The organism is Pseudoclavibacter sp. RFBJ3, from assembly GCF_002931375.1.
Lineage (GTDB): Bacteria > Actinomycetota > Actinomycetes > Actinomycetales > Microbacteriaceae > Pseudoclavibacter.
Map to the genome: position 1 here is coordinate 34,949 of NZ_PSXZ01000018.1, position 17,939 is coordinate 52,887.

Annotated in this window: 15 protein-coding genes; 11 read left to right on the plus strand and 4 right to left on the minus strand. The window is 69.7% G+C overall.

Features of this window, described 5'->3' with window-relative positions; translation table 11 throughout:
- Window positions 1–19 precede the first annotated feature (19 nt).
- The 5 genes from C5E07_RS16890 (at window position 20) to C5E07_RS16910 (ending at window position 5,310) form a co-directional block, all read left to right on the plus strand.
- Window positions 20–1,528 carry a sugar ABC transporter ATP-binding protein gene (locus C5E07_RS16890; protein WP_104244623.1) on the plus strand — a complete coding sequence of 503 codons (1,509 nt, stop codon included), beginning with the start codon at window positions 20–22 and terminating at the stop codon, window positions 1,526–1,528.
- Entirely contained in the window at window positions 1,528–2,580 is a 1,053-nt protein-coding gene (locus C5E07_RS16895; protein ID WP_104244625.1) for an ABC transporter permease, read from the plus strand. The genes C5E07_RS16890 and C5E07_RS16895 overlap by 1 nt, the downstream gene beginning before the upstream one ends.
- Window positions 2,577–3,650 (plus strand): ABC transporter permease, encoded by a 1,074-nt coding sequence (locus C5E07_RS16900; RefSeq protein WP_104300941.1) that lies wholly within the window; start codon window positions 2,577–2,579, stop codon window positions 3,648–3,650. Before C5E07_RS16895 ends, C5E07_RS16900 begins: the two co-directional genes overlap by 4 nt.
- A 98-nt stretch (window positions 3,651–3,748) precedes the next feature.
- A complete protein-coding gene (rhaS, locus tag C5E07_RS16905) occupies window positions 3,749–4,780 on the plus strand; it encodes a rhamnose ABC transporter substrate-binding protein (protein WP_104300943.1) in 1,032 nt (343 codons plus the stop codon).
- Between the two features lie 197 nt (window positions 4,781–4,977).
- The gene (locus C5E07_RS16910) at window positions 4,978–5,310 is read left to right on the plus strand and encodes an L-rhamnose mutarotase (protein WP_104244631.1); all 333 of its coding nucleotides are present in this window, start codon (window positions 4,978–4,980) and stop codon (window positions 5,308–5,310) included.
- Between the two features lie 979 nt (window positions 5,311–6,289).
- Here the strand turns inward: C5E07_RS16910 and C5E07_RS16915 are convergent.
- Both C5E07_RS16915 and C5E07_RS16920 read right to left on the minus strand, forming a co-directional pair.
- Window positions 6,290–6,880 carry an NTP transferase domain-containing protein gene (locus C5E07_RS16915; RefSeq protein WP_104300945.1) on the minus strand — a complete coding sequence of 197 codons (591 nt, stop codon included), beginning with the start codon at window positions 6,878–6,880 and terminating at the stop codon, window positions 6,290–6,292.
- A 403-nt stretch (window positions 6,881–7,283) separates the two neighbouring features.
- Window positions 7,284–8,300: an XdhC family protein gene (locus tag C5E07_RS16920; protein WP_104300947.1), complete on the minus strand. Its 1,017-nt coding sequence runs from the start codon at window positions 8,298–8,300 to the stop codon at window positions 7,284–7,286.
- Window positions 8,301–8,423: 123 nt separating this feature from the next.
- Here C5E07_RS16920 and C5E07_RS16925 point away from each other — a divergent pair, with 123 nt between their 5' ends.
- From C5E07_RS16925 to C5E07_RS16950, 6 genes are all read left to right on the plus strand, one after another.
- Entirely contained in the window at window positions 8,424–9,296 is an 873-nt protein-coding gene (locus tag C5E07_RS16925) for an FAD binding domain-containing protein (protein ID WP_258064017.1), read from the plus strand.
- Complete coding sequence (locus C5E07_RS16930; RefSeq protein ID WP_104300951.1) at window positions 9,293–12,064, plus strand: molybdopterin-dependent oxidoreductase; 2,772 nt, start codon at window positions 9,293–9,295, stop codon at window positions 12,062–12,064. Before C5E07_RS16925 ends, C5E07_RS16930 begins: the two co-directional genes overlap by 4 nt.
- A 94-nt stretch (window positions 12,065–12,158) precedes the next feature.
- Window positions 12,159–13,250 carry an ABC transporter substrate-binding protein gene (locus C5E07_RS16935; RefSeq protein WP_104300952.1) on the plus strand — a complete coding sequence of 364 codons (1,092 nt, stop codon included), beginning with the start codon at window positions 12,159–12,161 and terminating at the stop codon, window positions 13,248–13,250.
- 4 nt (window positions 13,251–13,254) lie between these two features.
- Window positions 13,255–14,079 carry an ABC transporter ATP-binding protein gene (locus C5E07_RS16940; RefSeq protein WP_104244643.1) on the plus strand — a complete coding sequence of 275 codons (825 nt, stop codon included), beginning with the start codon at window positions 13,255–13,257 and terminating at the stop codon, window positions 14,077–14,079.
- Window positions 14,076–14,891, plus strand: a complete 816-nt coding sequence (locus tag C5E07_RS16945) for an ABC transporter permease (RefSeq protein WP_258064018.1) — start codon at window positions 14,076–14,078, stop codon at window positions 14,889–14,891. The genes C5E07_RS16940 and C5E07_RS16945 overlap by 4 nt, the downstream gene beginning before the upstream one ends.
- A complete protein-coding gene (locus C5E07_RS16950; protein WP_104244647.1) occupies window positions 14,888–15,766 on the plus strand; it encodes an ABC transporter permease in 879 nt (292 codons plus the stop codon). The genes C5E07_RS16945 and C5E07_RS16950 overlap by 4 nt, the downstream gene beginning before the upstream one ends.
- Before the next feature lie 54 nt (window positions 15,767–15,820).
- Here the strand turns inward: C5E07_RS16950 and C5E07_RS16955 are convergent, their stop codons facing one another.
- Entirely contained in the window at window positions 15,821–17,188 is a 1,368-nt protein-coding gene (locus C5E07_RS16955; protein ID WP_104300956.1) for an amidohydrolase family protein, read from the minus strand.
- A 70-nt stretch (window positions 17,189–17,258) separates the two neighbouring features.
- On the minus strand, window positions 17,259–17,774 hold the full coding sequence (locus tag C5E07_RS16960) for an adenine phosphoribosyltransferase (RefSeq protein ID WP_104300959.1): 516 nt from the start codon (window positions 17,772–17,774) through the stop codon (window positions 17,259–17,261).
- Window positions 17,775–17,939 lie beyond the last annotated feature (165 nt).

The following is a 17,939-nucleotide window of genomic DNA, read 5'->3' on the forward strand; positions in this document are numbered from 1 at the left end:
CGAAGAGAACGGAGCCACCGTGACGAGTTCGCAAGTCGTACTCGAGCTGCGCGATGTGCAGAAGTCATTCGGATCCGTCGTCGCACTCCGATCCGGCACGATCGCCGTCGAGTCCGGATCCATCCACGCACTCGTGGGTGAGAACGGCGCCGGCAAGTCCACGCTCGTCAAGATCGTCGCTGGCCTCTACCAGCGCGACGCCGGCACCTTCCAGCTCGGCGGCGAAGACGTCAACTTCACATCCACGGCCCAGTCGAAGGCCGCGGGCGTCGCGGTCATCTACCAGGAGCCGACGCTCTTCCCCGACCTCTCGGTCACCGAGAACATCTTCATGGGCCGCCAGCCCACGAACCGCTTCGGCCGCATCAACCGCTCGGCGATGCGCGACGAGGCGAAGGCGCTGTTCGCCAGACTCGGCGTGAACATCGACCCCGACCGCCCCGCCGAAGGCCTCTCCATCGCCGACCAGCAGGTCATCGAGATCGCCAAGGCCGTCTCGCTCAACGCGCGAGTGCTCATCATGGACGAGCCGACCGCAGCCCTCTCGGGCGTCGAGGTCGACCGGCTCTTCGCCATCGCCCGCAGCCTCCGCGACGAGGGCCGAGGGCTCATGTTCATCTCCCACCGCTTCGACGAGGTCTTCGCCCTCTGCGACAAGGTCACCGTCATGCGCGACGGCAGCTACATCGCGACGAACCTCATCAGCGAGACGACCGTGGATGCGCTCGTGCAGCAGATGGTCGGCCGCGAGGTCACCGAGCTGTTCCCGAAGCAGGAAGCCGTCATCGGCGAGCCAGTGCTCGTCGTCGAGGACCTCGAGAGCCCCGGCATCTTCCACGACATCAACTTCACCGTCCGCTCCGGCGAGATCGTCGGACTCGCCGGCCTCGTCGGCGCCGGCCGCAGCGAGGTCGCCCGCGCCGTGTTCGGGGTCGACAAGTACAAGTCGGGTCGCGTCAGCGTCGAGGGCAAGGTCGTCAAGCCGGGCTCGCCCGTCGCCGCCATGCAGGCCGGCCTCGCTCTCATTCCAGAAGACCGCCGCAAGCAGGGCCTCGTCGTCGACTCCGGAGTCGGCGAGAACATCACGAGCGTCATCCTGAACCAGCTCACGAAGCTCGGCGTCATCAGCGGCCGCAAGCAGCACGACGACGCCCGCACCTGGGCGACCAAGCTCGAAGTGAAGGCGCAGGCGCTCGACACGATCGCCGGCACCCTCTCCGGCGGCAACCAGCAGAAGGTCGTCATCGCCAAGTGGCTCGCGACGAACCCCAAGCTCCTCATCATCGATGAGCCGACACGAGGAATCGACGTCGGCACCAAGTCAGAAGTGCACCGCCTGCTCTCCGAGCTCGCGGGCACCGGAATGGGAATCCTCATGATCTCCTCGGAGCTCCCAGAGGTCCTCGGCATGGCAGACCGCGTGCTCGTCATGCACGAAGGCCGCATCGCCCAGGAAATCGACCGAAGCCAGGCGACCAGCGAAAGCGTCATGCGCGCCGCGACCGGCGCAGTGACGGTGGTGCTCTGATGACCACGACCACCACCCAGGGGCCGCACCCCACCGCAGGCGCGCCCATGCCGCCCAAGAAGGCCATCCGCTTCGGCAACTTCGGCAAGGCCCGCGAGCTCGGCATCCTCCTCGCCCTCGCGGTCGTCCTCATCGTCGCGACCATCGCCAACCCGAACTTCCTCTTCAGCCCTGACGGCTGGCGAGACCTGTTCCTCACACCGTCCATCCTGCTGCTCGTCGCAGTCGGCCAGGCGATCGTGCTCATCACCCGCAACGTCGACCTGTCGGTCGGCTCCGTGATCGGCCTCACCGCCTTCCTCACGGGCCGCCTGTTCATCGACTACCCGGGCATCCCCATCCCCGTCGTCGTCGTCGCGGCAGTGCTGTTCGGCGCGATCCTCGGCTTCGTCAACGGCGCACTCGTCGCCTACGTGCGAGTGCCGGCCATGGTGATCACGCTGGGCACGCTCTACGCGTACCGAGGCATCAACGTCATGTGGGCCGGCTCGAGCCGCATCAACGCGAGCGACATGCCCCGCGACTTCCTCGCACTCGGCACGGGTCAGATCCTGACCATCCCGATCCTCACGATCATCGCCGTCATCGTGCTCGCCATCGCCGCCTGGGTCATGAAGAACACGCGAGCGGGCCGCGAGTTCTACGCCATCGGCTCAGACCCGGACGCCGCGAAGCTCTACGGCCTCCCCGACGTGCGCCGCGTGCTCACCGCGTTCGTGCTCTCGGGCGCACTCGCCGGCCTCGCCGGTGTCTTCTACGCCGCCCGCTACGGCACGGTCAGCTCGCAGGCCGGTGCCGGTTGGGAACTGGATGCAGTGGGCGCTGCCGTCATCGGAGGCGTCGCCATCACCGGCGGCGTCGGAACCCTGTGGGGCGCCGCCATCGGCGCGATGCTCCTCATGACCATCAACCGAGTGCTCCCGCTCGTCGGCATCCCGGACTTCTGGCAGCGCGCCGTCGTCGGTGTGCTCATCCTCGCCGCGATCGTGCTCGACCGCGTCCTCGCCATCCGCCAATCCCGCAAGCTCGTCGAAGCGAGGGAGGAATCATGACCGCTCTCACGACCCCAACGTCGTCCGCTGCAACGCAGCGCACCATCGAGAACTACTCGCAGCCAGCCTGGCGTCGGATGCTGTTCACCCGCGAGATGGCGATCGTCGCCCTCCTCGTCGTGGTGTGCGTCGTCTCGATGTCCGCGGTCAAGGGCTTCTCGCAGCCCATCACCATCACGTACCTGCTCATGGACGTCGCCGCGGTGCTCATCATCGCCCTGCCGATGACGCTCATCATGATCACGGGCGAGATCGACCTGTCGGTCGGCTCCATGGTCGGCCTCTCGAGCGTCACCACGGGTGCCCTCTACCAGGCTGGCGTGCCGTTCGAAATCGCCGCCCTCGCCGCCCTCATCGTCGGCGTCGTCGGCGGAGCCTTCAACGGCTTCCTCGTCACGAAGGTCGGCCTGCCGTCGCTCGCCGTCACGATCGGTACCCTCGCCCTCTTCCGCGGCATCGCGGTCGGCGTGCTCGGCACCGCCGCGGTCACCTCGTTCCCCGAGTTCTGGACGGACATCGCGAAGGCCAAGATCGTGGGCACGCCCATCCCGGCCATCATGATCCCGTTCCTCATCCTGCTCGCGATCTTCATCATCGTGCTCCACTACACGCCCTTCGGCCGCGGCGTCTACGCCATCGGCCTCTCGAAGGAAGCCGCCCACTTCTCGGGAGTGCCCGTCGGCCGCACGAAGTTCGTCCTCTTCGTGCTCGCAGGCGGCCTCGCCGCCCTCGCCGGCATCTACTTCACGCTGCGCTACGGCTCAGCGCGAGGCGACAACGCGACCGGCCTCGAACTGCAGGTCATCGCAGCCGTCGTCCTCGGTGGCGTGTCCGTCTTCGGCGGACGCGGCAAGCTCTACGGAGTCGTCGCGGCAGTCCTCCTCATCGGCGTCCTCGCCAGCGCCCTGCGCCTCGCGAACGTCACCTCCGACGTCATCAACATCATCACCGGAGTGCTCCTCGTGGCCTCCGTCGTCGGAGCAAGCCTCCTGCCCAGGATCCGCCGCAAGCGGCCCAAGGCAGAGAAACCGCTGGTCGGCACGACCAGCGGGACAGTTCCCAAGGGCTGATCGCCTCCCAAGAACTGCAGCCCCACCTCAAACCGAACACGCAACACCCCAACCGTCGCCCGGAACACCGAGCGGCTCAGTACCCGAAGGGAACCCCCATGAAGCTCGCAACGAAGCGGCTGAGCGCAGCAGGCGCACTCGCAGTAAGCGCTGCACTCGTGCTCACTGGATGCACCACCGGCGGCGACGACACCGCCGCAGGCGGCGGAGACACCGGCAACCTCACCGTCACCTTCCTCCCGAAGAACCTCGGAAACCCGTACTTCGAGGCGTCCTCCGTCGGCGGCCAGGCAGCCGCCACCGAGTTCGGCGGAACGTTCGCCGAGGTCGGCCCGTCGGAGGCCACCCCCGACGCGCAGGTCAGCTACATCAACACGCTCACGCAGCAGGCCGTCGGCGGCATCGTCATCTCCGCCAACGACCCCGAAGCGATCTGCGACGCCCTCAACGAGGCACGCGACGCCGGCACGAAGGTCGTCACCTTCGACTCCGACACGAACCCCGAGTGCCGCGACCTGTTCGTGAACCAGGCAGACGCTGACGGCATCGCGAAGGCGCAGATTGACCTCATCGCCGAGCAGATCGGCGGATCTGGCGAGATCGCCATCCTCTCCGCCGCGGCCAACGCCACGAACCAGAACGCCTGGATCGAGAAGATGGAAGCGTACGTCGGCACCGAGTACCCCGACATCACCATCGTCGAGACCGTCTACGGCGACGACGACGACCAGACCTCGTTCGACAAGACCGCCGCGCTCCTCCAGACGCACCCGAACCTCAAGGGCATCGTCTCGCCCACGACGGTCGGCATCGCGGCTGCGGCACGCTACATCCAGACCTCTGACTTCAAGGGCAAGGTCGCGGTGACCGGTCTCGGCACGCCGAACCAGATGCGCGAGTTCGTCGAGGACGGCACCGTCACCTCGTTCGCACTCTGGAACCCGGAAGACCTCGGCTACCTGTCGGCGTTCGCCGCCCAGGCGCTCATCGCCGGCGACATCACCGGCGCCGAGGGTGACACCTTCGAAGCCGGCAAGCTCGGCGAGTACACGGTCGGCGCCGACGGCGTCGTCCTCCTCGGCGACCCCTTCGTCTTCGACAAGGCCAACATCGGCGACTTCAGCTTCTAGGAGCTGAAGGCGGGGGCCAGTTGGCCCGCTGAGCTGAACTGCGGACGCCGCGCCGGGACCATCTCCCGGCGCGGCGTTCGCGCATCCCGGCCCAAGTCCCGGCGCGCGTCGTGGCCGCGGCCACGTCCGCGCGGCCCTGACCGGCATGGTCCGGGGTCACGAACTCCGGGAACACGAACGCAGATAGGAAGAACCACATGCCAAGAATCGGATTCCAGCTGAAGGTCGCACCTCAGCACATCGACGAGTACGTGCGCCGTCACGCCGAGGTGTGGCCGGAGATGCTCGCCGAGATCGCCGCGGCCGGCCGCCGCAACTACTCCTTGTTCCTCGCCCCGGACGGCACCCTGTTCGGCAGCTACGACGTCGACGACGAGGCGGCGGCGAACGCCTACCTCGCGGCCTCGCCGGTCGCGGCGCGCTGGGAAGCGGACATGTCGCAGTTCTTCGACGGCCTCGAGGGTCGCGCCGACCAGGCGGCGTCGCCCCTCGTCGAGGTCTTCAACCTCGAAGACCAGCTCGGCGCGTAGCGGTCCGTCCCCGCGGCGCTGCCGCCGGCGCCGCTGCCGCTGCCGCCGGCGCCGCTGCCGCCGGCGCCGCTGCCGCTGGCGCCGTCGCGTCCGCGTTGCGCGCGATGGGTCACGTTCGCCCCGTTCCGCCGCCGTATTCGCCGCGCTGTTTGCGGCCGATGGGTCACTTTCGCCCCGTTCCGCCGCCCTTTCTGCGGCGGATGGGTCACTTTCACCCCGTTTCGGCGCCCGATACGGCGTGAAAATGGCCTAGTTGGAGGAGGTCGTGGTGTGGAGGGTTCGTCGACCGGGTCCTCCGTCGTCGATGGGGCGCTTGCACCCCGCTTCGCTGCCGCATCCACCGCATCCGGTGTGGATGGGTCACTTTCGCCCCGTTTCGGCGCCCGATACGGGGTGAAAATGGCCTAGTTGGAGGAGGTCGTGGTGTGGAGGGTTCGCCGACCGGGTCCTCCGCCGTCGATGGGGCGCTTGCACCCCGCTTCGCCGTCGCGTCCGCCGGGATGGGTTGCGCCTGCCCCGCTTTGCTGCCGTATCTCCCGTCGATGGGTCACTTTCGTCCCGCTTCGCCGCCGCGTCTCCCATGGATGGGTCACTTTCGCCCCGTTTCGGCGCTCGGTACGGGGTGAAAGTGACCCATTCAGAGGAGGTCGTGGTGTGGAGGGTTCGTCGACCGGGTCCTCCGTCGTCGATGGGGCGCTTGCATCCCGCTCCGCCGTCGCCTCCGCCGGGATGGGGTGCCCTCGCCCCGCTTCGCTGCCGCATCTCCCGTGGATAGGTCACTTTCGCCCTGTTCTGGCGCTCGGTACGGGGCGAAAGTGACCCATTCAGAGGAGGTCGTGGTGTGGAGGGTTCGTCGACCGGGCTCTGCGCCGTGAATGGGTCACTTTCGTCCCACTCCGCTGCCGCATCCCCCGCATCCACCGCCGATGGGTCATTTTCGCCCCGTTTTGGCGTTCGGCACGGGGTGAAAGTGACCTAATCAGCGGAGGGGGTGGCGCGGAGAGCGTGCCGCGACGGGAGGGGCGACCGGCTCGTCGATGTCGCGGCCGTGCCACAGGTCGCCGCACTCCACCACGACAGCGCCCTGCTCGGCCAGGTACCGGCCCGCGCCTCGGTCACCGTCGAGCGTCGATGCGAGGGCGGCCCAGTGCGTGCGCCCGATGAGCACCGGATGCCCGGGCTCGCCGCGGTAGGTCGCTCGGGCGAGTACCCCACCCGCACTGAGGACCCTCCGGCAGGACGCGACTGACAGGTCGGGCGTGTCGACGGGAACAAGCAGGACGGCGTCCGCGTCGGTCATGGCGGCAGCGTGCAGCGCGGCGCGGACCGAGGCGGCGAGCCCTCCAGACCACTCCGGCACGGGGACAACCGTCGCGCTCGCCGGTACGAGCGCGGCCGCCTCCGAGCGACCGGCGCCCAGGGCGACCAGCACATCAGAGCATCCGGCCTTGAGCAAGGTCCCCACGGCCCGCGCAACCCAGGGTGTGCCGTTGGGCAGGGATGCCAGGGCCTTCGGCCCGCCGAATCGCGACCCGGCGCCGGCCGCGAGGACGACTCCGCACACGTTCATTCGCGCACCGTCTTCCGCGCGGCTGGGGTGGATGCGCTTGGGTGGGTCTCGCCGCGGGTTTGGGTCGCGGGTCTGTTGCCGCGTCCGCTGCGTCGCGGACCGGTGTCCGCCGCAAGGACAACTCCGCACACGTTCATTCGCGCACCGTCTTCCGCGCGGCTGGGGTGGATGCGCCTGATCGGGCCCCCGCTGCTGCGAGCCCAGGCTTGAGCCCAGGGTCCATCCGCGTCCCGCCGCGGACCTGGCCGTCCGCGTCCCGCCGCGGACCTGGCCGTCCGCGGCCCGCCGCAGACCTGTGCTTCCGCCACCCGCATTCGCCAGCCCAGGTGCAGAAACCCCGGGTCTGCGCACAACTCCCGCCAAGCCCGTGGCTCCGCACCCCGCACCCCGCACCCGTCACCGCTCACGAGGCGACGCGCGCTCCCAGCGGTCGGTGCACCGGCCCCGACAGCTCGGACAGGCGGCGACCGGATGCGCCGTGCCGGTCGGCGACGATTTCGGCGAGGATCGAGAGGGCCGTCTCCTCGGGGGAGCGCCCGCCCAGGTCGAGCCCGATCGGCGAGCGCAGCCGCTCCAGCTGCTCGGCTGGCACGGCTTCGGCGGCGGGTGCCGATGCGTCGGTGAGCCGCTCGAGCCGCTCCTCATGGGTCCGACGGCTCCCCATGACACCGACATAGCCGGCGGCAGAGGCCAGGGCGACGCGCAGCGCGGGCACGTCGAACTTCGGGTCGTGCGTGAGGACGCACACGGCGGTGCGCGCGTCCGCCTCCGCGGTCTCCAGGTAGCGGTGCGGCCAGGCGACAACCACCTCGGCGCCCGGGAACCTGGCCGTCGTCGCGAACACCTCGCGCGGGTCGACGACGGTGACCTGCATGCCCGCGGCGGTCGCGATGCGGGAGAGCGCCACGGCGAACTCGACCGCGCCCACGATGATCAGCCGGGGCGGCGAGCCGAGGGCGATCGTCACGGCTCCCGACGAGGGCGGCGATGTCTGGTCGATCACGCCGCGGCCCACGTCGGCTCCGGCGACCGTCAGCGTGTAGCTCGCGGGCATCGCGCGCGCCTCACGCTCCGCCAGCAGCAGCACGTCAGCGGCCGCCGCGCTGCCCGGCAGGACTGGGCGGACCAGCACCTCGATGACTCCGCCGCAGCTCAGCCCAACCGAGAACGCGGCCGCCGAGCTGTACCCGAAGGTCTCGACGCTCGCGCTGCCGCTCCGGATCGCGAGCAGGCACTGCTCGAAGACGGCCCCCTCCACGCATCCGCCGGACACGTTGCCGAACACCTCGCCGTCGGCCGACACGATCATGCTCGCGCCCACCTCTCGGGGCGCGCTGCCGCTGACGGCGACGAGCGTCGCCATCGCGAACGGTCGACCTCGGCGCGCCCACTCGGCGCCCATCGGCAGGATTCCACGCATGACGAAACGCTAAGCCGGGCCCATTGCGTGGCTGTTGCGGGCACGTGAAGGTCGTCACGATCCTCGACCCACGATCGAAACACCGCCGAAACGGCGTTCTGGTTCACTCCCGAGAATCCACTCGTGCCGGCAGACGACCGACGGCGCGGAGTCACGACCGGGAGGGCCATGGACATCACGACGGTGCGCTCGTACCGCGTCGCACGAACCCGCGAGGAGCTGCTCCTTGCCCCTGGGGAGGCCATCCTGGCGGGCGGCACCTGGCTCATGAGCGAGCCGCAGCCGACGACGACGGGCTTCGTCGACGTGACCGCCATGGGGTGGCCCGATATCGAGGCCGACGACGGTGGGCTCCGGATCTCGGCCACCTGCACCATCGCGACGCTGGTCGCGTGGGCCAAGGAGGCACGGGATGCTGGCACGCTCCCGTCGCAGCAGGACTGGCCGGCGCTCTCGCTCGTGCCGGCCGCGGCGGATGCTCTCCTCGCGTCGTTCAAGATCTGGAACACGGCGACGGTCGGCGGCAACATCTGCCGGGCGTTCGCAGCTGCCGGCATGGTCTCGCTGTGCGTCGCGCTCGATGGGGAGGCGGAGATCTGGCGAGGAGCCGAGGCGGTGCGCCTGCCGGTCGCTGACCTCGTGACCGGGGACGGGACGACCATCCTCCAACCGGGCGACGTGCTCCGCAGCATCCACCTGCCCGCAGCCGCGCTGCGCTCGCGGGCGCTGCTCCTCAAGATCGCGCTCGCAGAGCATGGACGCTCTGGCGCCGTCGTCACGGGGCGCGTCGACCCTTCAGGGCGCAGCGTCTTCACGGTCACCGCAGCCACGCAGACCCCGACCGTGCTCGCGTTCCCGCACCTCCCGACCGCAGGCGACCTCGCCGCGCGCGTCGCTGACGCGGACGGCTACTACAGCGACCCGCTCGGCTCAGCAGATTGGCGCCGCGGCGTGAGCATCGTGCTGGCGGAGCGCATCCGGAAGGGACTCGCGTGAAGTTCGAAGTAGACGGCACAGACCGCTCGGCCGAGCCGCGGGCGGGCCAATGCTTGCGGACCCTGTTGCGCGAGACGGGTTCCACGACGGTGAAGAAGGGATGCGACGCCGGTGACTGCGGAGCCTGCTCGGTCCTGCTCGACGGCGCTCCCGTGCACTCCTGCATCGTGCCGGCCGTACGGGCGGAGGGGCGCAGCGTCACGACGGCGGCCGGCCTCGCACCCGGCGATCAGCTGCATCCCGTGCAGGAGGCGCTCGCTGAGGGGTTCGGCTTCCAGTGCGGCTTCTGCACGCCGGGGATGAGCGTGACCGCGTCGACCCTCGGTGAAGCCGACCTGGGCGAGTTCGACAAGCGGATGCGGGGAAACCTGTGCCGTTGCACGGGCTACCGCCCCATCCGGGAGGCGATCTGCGGTTCCGTGCGAGCGGGCGCCTGCGCGCAGACGTGCGTCACGCCCAAGGCCGCCGACCCGGAAGCGCGGGCCTCAGCGCAGACCGTCGGCAACTCCGTCGTCCCGGAGGCCGCGCGCCGCATCGTGCAGGGCCTCGAGCCGTTCACGTTCGACCTGCCGCCCGGGCATCCGGCGCTCGATGCCCTGACCTTGCGGGTCGTGACGAGCCCCCACGCGCACGCGCGCATCCTGAGCATCGACACCTCGGAGGCCCTCGCCGTGCCCGGGGTCGTGCAGATCTTCACGCACGAGGACGTGCCGCAGCTCCGGTACTCCTCGGCCCGCCACGAGCACCGTACCGACGACCCGGACGACACGCTCCTACTCGACCACGTGGTGCGCCACGTCGGGCAGCGCGTGGCGGCCGTCGTCGCGGAGACCGGTGATGCGGCCGACGCCGCGCGCCGACTCGTCCGCGTCGAGTACGAGCTGCTGCCGGCGGTCTTCGACCCGGAAGAGGCCCGCAGGCCAGGCGCGCCGCTCCTCCACCCGGACCGCACCGCACAGGAGCGGGTCGACGAGGCCGCCCGCAACGTCATCACGAGCGTCCACGCCGGACCGGATGTCACCGAAGCGCTTGCCTCGAGCGCCGCCACCGTCTCCGGCACGTGGCAGACGGCCCGCGTCACGCACGCGCAACTCGAGACCCACGGTTCGATCGGCTGGCTCGACGACGAGGGACGCCTCGTGATCCGCTCCTCCACGCAGGTGCCGTTCCTCGCCCGCGACGAGATCGCGCGCCTGTTCGACCTGGACCGTGACCGCGTGCGGGTGCTCGCGGCACGGCTCGGCGGCGGGTTCGGCGGCAAGCAGGAGATCTTCACGGAGGATCTCGTCGCGCTCGCGGTGCTCAGGACCGGCCGACCCGTCGCGTACGAGTTCTCGCGCACCGATGAGTTCCAGCGCGCCGCCGTCCGGCACCCGATGCGGGTGTCGGTGACGCTGGGCGCGGACGCGGACGGGGCGCTCACGGCCATGCAGCTCGACGTGCTCAGCGACACCGGCGCCTACGGCAACCACTCGCGTGGCGTCCTCTTCCACTCCCTCGCCGAGTCGACGACGATCTACCGCGTCCCGCTGCGGCGACTGGATGCGGAGGTCGTGTACACGAACACGGTGCCGTCCGGCGCGTTCCGCGGCTACGGCCTCGGCCAGGTGATCCTCGGCGTCGAATCGGCGATGGACATGCTCGCCGAGAAGCTCGGTCTCGACCCGTTCGAGCTGCGCCGACGCAACGCCATCAGGGAAGGCGACGATCCGGGGCACGACGACCTCGTGTGGGGAAGCTACGGCTTCGACCAGTGCCTCGACCTGGCGCAGGACGCGCTCCGCCGAGGAAACGGCCAGGCGGCTCCGCCCGGCTGGCTCGTCGGCGAGGGGGTCGCGGCGGCGATGATCGCCACCATGGCGCCGTTCGGGCACATCGCGCACACGACGGCCACGCTCCGGGCCGACGGCACGTACCTGCTGCGCACGGGGACGGCCGAGTTCGGCAACGGCACGACGACCGTGCTCAAGCAGATCGCGGCGACAGACCTGAGCACGAGCTTCGAGCGGCTGGAGCTGTGGAACTCGGACACGGATGCGGTCGAGCACGACACGGGCGCCTTCGCATCCGCGGGCATCACGGTCGCGGGCAAGGCGCTGCACGCCGCCTGCCTGACCTTGGCGATGCGGATGCGGGAGCGGGCCGCCGAGCTCACCGGTTCGGCCCCCGACGGCGGCGAGCTCACCGCGGACGGGGTGCTGACGCCCACCGGGCTCGTCACCTTCGCGCAGCTGGCAGCCGAGGAGAACGGCGGGGAGATTACGGCAGACGGCAGCGAGCTCGGCGCGCGACGCTCGCTCGCTTTCAACGTGCACGCCGTCAGGCTGGCCGTCGACCCGGAGACGGGAACGGTGCGCATCCTGCAGTCGGTGCACGCCGCCGACGCCGGCTACGTCATGAACCCAGCCCAGTGCCGCGGGCAGATCGAGGGAGGCGTCGCGCAGGGCCTCGGCAGCGCGCTGTACGAGGAGGTGACGCTCGACGACGAGGGGCGCGTCGCCAACCCCGTCTTCCGCCTCTACCGGGTGCCGCAGTTCGCCGACGTGCCCGTCACCGAGGTGTACTTCGCCGACACGAGCGACGACCTCGGGCCGTTCGGCGCGAAATCGATGAGCGAGTCGCCGTACAACCCCGTCGCTCCCGCGATCGGGAACGCCATCGCGCGCGCTATCGGCAGCCGCCCGTTCGAGCAGCCCTTCAGCCGCGACCGGGTCTGGCGGATTGCGAATCACGCCCGTAACACCCACGACCCCGTCCCCGAAATATGAACTGCCTAGTGTCGCGGCTAGGGAGTGTCAGGACGAGCTGAGCAGGCGAGACACCGGCAGACACGACCCAGCCCACTGCAGTCAAGGAGATCCGATGCACACACTCACCAGACCACGCCGACGCGTCACCGCGGCCCTCGCTCTCGCAGCCACCGCCGCGCTTGCCCTCACCGCGTGCTCACCCACCGCATCCGAGACGTCCCCAGGGAGCGCATCCGTCGACCACGGTGAGATCAGCGTGCAGTACTCGTGGATCAAGAACGAGGAGTTCGCGGGCGAGTACTACGCCTACGACAACGGCTACTACGACGAGGCTGGGTTCTCCGCGGTGCAGGGCATCGCCGGCCCCGACACGGGTGTGGCGAAGCTGCTCTCCGGGTCGGTGCAGTTCGCCCTCAGCGACGCCGCCTCCGTCGGCGCCGCGGTTGCCGAGCAGGACGCGCCCCTGAAGATCGTCGCGACCACCTTCCAGAAGAACCCGTTCACGGTGCTCTCGCTGACGGACAAGGGCAACATCGCGACGCCGCAGGACCTGATCGGCAAGAAGATCGGCGTGCAGGACTCGAACGCGTCCGTGTTCAAGGCGCTCCTCGCCGCGAACGACATCGACGAGGACCAGGTGACCGTCGTCCCTGTCGACTTCGACCCGACGCCCCTCATGAACGGGGAGGTCGACGGCTTCATGGCCTACCTGACGAACGAGGCCATCACGGTCGCGATGGAGGGCTACGAGGTCACGAACCTCGCCTACGCCGACAACGGCCTGCCGTACGTCGCCGAGGCGATCACGGTGACCCAGCAGTATCTGGATGAGAACCCCGACCTCGTGAAGGCGTTCCTCATCGCCGAGATCAAGGGCTGGACCGACACGTTCACGCAGCCGACGGATGACACCGTCACGAAGGTGACCGAGCACTACAACGCCTCGGCCGCAGCGGGCGACCTCACCTTCGGGGAGCTCGACCCAGCCAAGGTGAAGGCGGGCCTCGAAGCCCAGGCGGCGCTGATCTCGACCCCGGAGACGGAGGCGAACGGCCTGTTCACGATCTCCGACGAGCTCAAGGCCCAGTCCATCTCCTCCCTCGCGGCCGCCGGGTGGGAGCTCGAGGTCGACGACCTCTTCGACACGACGATTCTCGACGAGATCTACACCGAGAACCCCGAGCTGAAGAACTACCAGCCCTAAGCTCATGACCCTCACCGATACAACGACGGATTCCGGTGCCGCAACCGGCACCGGAATCCAGATCTCCGGAGTGTCCAAGTCCTTCGACCTGCGCGGCGGCAAGTCGCTGCTGGCGCTGCAGGACACGGACCTGCACACCGACAAGGGCTCGTTCCTGGCGCTGCTCGGCCCGTCCGGATGCGGCAAGTCCACGATCCTCCGCATCCTCGCCGCGCTCGACCACCCGACGACCGGCAGCGCGCTCGTCGACGGGCAGACGCCCGACCAGCTGCGCGCGAACAGCGAGCTCGGGATCGCCTTCCAGGACCACGCGCTGCTTCCCTGGCGGAGCATCCGCAAGAACATCGAGCTGCCGTTCGAGGTCGCAGGGCGGCCGGTCGACAAGGCGTACGTGGATGAGCTGATCGCCCTCGTGGGGCTCAGCGACTTCGCGAACGCGAAGCCGGCGCAGCTCTCCGGCGGCATGCGGCAGCGGGCGTCGATCGCGCGGGCCCTCGTGCTCAAGCCGTCGGTGCTGCTGCTCGACGAGCCCTTCGGGGCACTCGACGACATGACTCGGCAGAACCTCAACCTGGAGCTGCTGCGCATCTGGACGGAGAAGCCCGCGACGACGCTGCTCGTGACGCACGGCATCAGCGAGGCGATCTTCCTCGCCGACCGGGTCGCGGTCATGTCGGCCCGCCCCGGTCGCGTGCAGGAGATCATCGAGGTCGACCTGCCGCGGCCTCGCACCCCGGAGATGATGCGCACTCCCGAGTTCCACGCGCTGGTCGACCGTGCCTCCGAGCTGCTGTTCGGCGTGCACGGGCACGCAGAAGCCGAGGCGTGACGGTGGCGAGGGAGCGCATCCCAGGCTGGCTCGCCGCGCTCATCGGCGGGGCCGCCCTCGTCGCGATCTGGTGGCTGGCGTCGGCGACGGCGTTCCGGCCGCAGGAGGGCACGAGCTTCACGCCGGTGCCCTCACCGCTCGCCGTCATCGACTGGCTCTTCGTGCAGGGCAACATCGCGGGCACCTGGGGCGTCTTCGCCCCGACGGTCACCGCGGCGGCGATCGGCTACGTGTGGGGCAACGGCATCGCGCTGCTCCTGGCGACCGTCGTGCTCGTGTTCCCCCGCCTGGAGACCGTGATCACGCAGATCGCCGTCGTCACCTACTGCCTGCCGATCGTCGCCGTCGGCGGCATCTCCATCGTGGTGCTCGGCGGCGCGAAGAGCCCGGGCGACCCCTCGGAGACGGCAGTCTTCCTCGCCGCTCTCGTGTGCGTGTTCACGACCGTCGTCGGCGCCATCCTCGGGTTCAAGTCCGCGGACAAGGCCTCGCTCGACGTCGTCCGCGTCTTCGGCGGCGGCTCGTGGATGCAGATGCGCAAGGTCCGTCTCGTGGCCGCGCTGCCTGCCATCCTCAACGCGCTCCAGATCGCCGTCCCCTCGGCGTTCCTCGGCGCCGTGCTCGGCGAGTACCTCGGCTCCATCACGGCGGGAGTCGGGCCCACCCTCATCCGCCTGCAGGGGCAGCTCGACTCCGCCGGCGTCTGGTCGGTGTTCCTGCTGTGCGCCGTGTTCGCGCTCGCCGCGTACGGGCTCTTCGGGCTGGTCATCCGCTTCATCACGCCGTGGGTCTCAGGGAAGGCAGTGCGATGACCGTGATCGTGCAGGACAAGCAGACAGCGACGACGGCCGAGCACGCCGCCGAGACGCGGATCGCGCGCGAGCGGCGCAGCGCGCTCCGGAAGACGGTGCTCCGCTCGCTGGGCTCCGCCGGCATCACGCTGCTCGTGCTCCTCCTGCTCTGGCAGGCGGTGGTGAGCCTGACCGGCATCTCCTCGTTCATAGCGAAGGGGCCGCTCGACGTGTGGCAGTTCCTGTTCGTGGGCGAGGACGCCGCCGAGCACCGCGCGCAGATGTTCCCCCTCGTCGGGCAGACGCTCATGGACTCGGCGCTCGGCTTCGTCGCAGGCATGGCCGTCGCCATCGTCCTGGCGATCGCCTTCAGCCTCTCCAGAGCCATCGAGGCCGGCGTCATGCCGCTCGTGCTCCTGCTGCGCACCATCCCGCTCGTCTCCATCGCACCCGTCATCATCCTCATGACCGGCCGAGGAACCACGGCCTCCGTGGCTGTGATCGGGACGATCGTCGTGCTCTTCCCAGCGCTCGCCAGCGTGCTGTTCGGCCTCAGCCGTGCCAGCCAGGAGAGCCTCGACGTCGTGCACGTCTTCGGCGGCGGCCGGCTCGCCGGCCTCACGAAGGTCAACCTGCCCGGGGCGCTCCCGTCGATCTTCGCCGCCGCCCGGGTCTCCGTGCCGGGAGCCGTGACCGGTGCGCTGCTCGCCGAATGGCTCTCGACCGGGACGGGCATCGGCGGGGCGATCCTGAAGTTCAACGCGCAGGCGCAGTTCGCCGAGCTGTGGACCTCGATCGCGCTCATCACCATCATCACGCTGGTGTCGTACAACCTCGTGCAGATCGTCGAGAACATCGTCCTCGACCGCATGGGGATGGGCGTCTCCCAGCGCTGAGCCGTCTGCGCTCGAACCTCGCGGCCGGGAGCATCCTCCCGGCCGCGACGTCGTTCAGTGCGGGTGGCCGCGCAGCGGGATGATCGCCGCCGGCAGCTCGTGGAGCCTCGCCGACGCCTCCTCGGCGAGGGGGTTCGTGGATGTCCCGTCGCGGTTCACGAGCTGACCGCCCACGTAGACGGCCTTGAGGTTCCGCGGGCTCATCGCGAGCACGTACGACCGCACGGGGTGCCAGAGTGGGCCGACGTCGGGGGAGCGCGGGTCGACGATGACGAAGTCGGCGAACTTGCCGACCTCGAGCGAGCCCACCCGGTCGGCCACCCCCATGATCTCGGCCCCGCCGAGCGTGTGGAGGCGCAGCATCAGCTCGGGCATCATCGACAGGGGATCCTTCGTGCGCGAGCGCTGCATGGCGATGCCCATGCGCATGTTCTGCCACGGGTCGCTCACGTCGGTGCAGGCCTGGTCGTCGAGGCCGACGCCGACCTTCATGCCGAGCTCGAGCATCTCCGGCACGAGCGCGACGCCGGAGGCGAGTCGCCCGTTCGAGGCCGGCTGCCAGGACATGCTCGCCCCGCGAGCGGCGGCCTCGGCGATGATCTCCGGAGTGGTCTGGATGAAGTGCCCGAACATGAGGCCAAGCTCGAGGGCCCCAGCATCCCGGTACAGGGCGAACTTCGACTGCTGGTGCTCGACGGCCTCTGGCGACTCGAGGAAGTGCGCCTGGTTCGTGATGCCGAAGCGACGCATGGCCTCGGCTTCGAGGTCGGCGGCATCGGCTCGCGGCGACCACTGCACCTGGCCCATGATGGACGAGCCGAGGGCGTACGCCGGGTCCATGGACCTCGTGTGGGCGACCTCCGCCTGGAGCCGGTCGAAGATCTCGTCGTCGCTGCCGACGGTCGCATCCATCCCCGAGGCGTCGACGAAGCGGATGCCGGAATCGAGCGTGCCGTCCGCCTGGCGGTAGTGGTACTCGAGGGGGCGCATGCCCGCGGTGCCCGTTCGCTTCCCGTCGACCATCGACTCCCACGCCTGCAGCGGGTCGGTGAAGTTGTAGGCGGTCGTGACGCCGTTGGAGAGGAAGTCGAGCGAGCCGTGCAGGGTCGACCAGTAGAGCTGCTCCGGCGTCATGTGGGCGGTCGTGCCGAGCATGGAGTCGCACCAGCCGTAGAGGGTGTCGGCGACGCCGAGGCCCCGGAGGCCGCTCGTGAAGAGATGCGAGTGGCTCGATACGAAGCCGGGGGCGACGAATCTGCCGGCCACGTCGATCGTCTCGTCTGCGGTGACGGACGGCGTCCCGCTTCCGATCGCGGCGATGCGGCCGTCTTCGACGAGCATCCATCCGTCTTCGATGTAACCGGCATCCGTGGAGCCCGTTGGGATCGTGATGAGGCGCGCGTGGGTGACAAGAAGGGACATGCTCGCAACGCTAGCCAGCCCATGTTTCGGGCCTGTCACGGCTCGGAGGCGCCGCGGGGCGAGTTGCGTCTCAGACCTCGAAGAGGCTGTGCACGGGGCCGGCGACCTGCTGCCCGTCGAGGTCGACGAGCTCCATGAGGACTGCCGTGCCCGCCAGCGCGTAGCCGAGCCGCTCGAGGAGCTCCTGGCCCGCACGGAGGGTGCCACCCGTTGCGAGGATGTCGTCGACGAGCAGGACGCGGGTGCCGGCCGGCAGGTCCTGCGCCGCCTCCAGGCTGTCCGACCCGTACTCGAGGTCGTACGTGATCGACGCCGCGGGTCGGGGCAGCTTCCCCGCCTTGCGGATGGGGATGAGGCCGACGCCCGCGGCGTTGGCGATGGCGCCGGCGAGCAGGAACCCGCGCGCCTCGACGCCCGCGACGACATCGAAGGTGCCGTCGAAGGGCTCGATCACGGCGTCGACGGCGGTGCGCAGGGCGGCGCCGTCGGCGAAGAGCGGGGTGATGTCACGGAACTGGATGCCCGCTTCGGGGAAGTCCGGGATGGTCGCGATGAGCGACTCGGCGCGCGCGAGCTCTGGGGTCACGGCTCCAGGATACGTGCGATCCGCATCAGTCCGCGGCGATGAACGCGCGCAGGACCGCCCGGTGGTCGTCGCCGCGCTCGGCCGCCCGGAGCTAAGTTGTGGTCGTTCAGAAGCGGTCCTGACGACCACAACTCAGCCCTGGGCGGGGACGGGGACGGGGCGCGG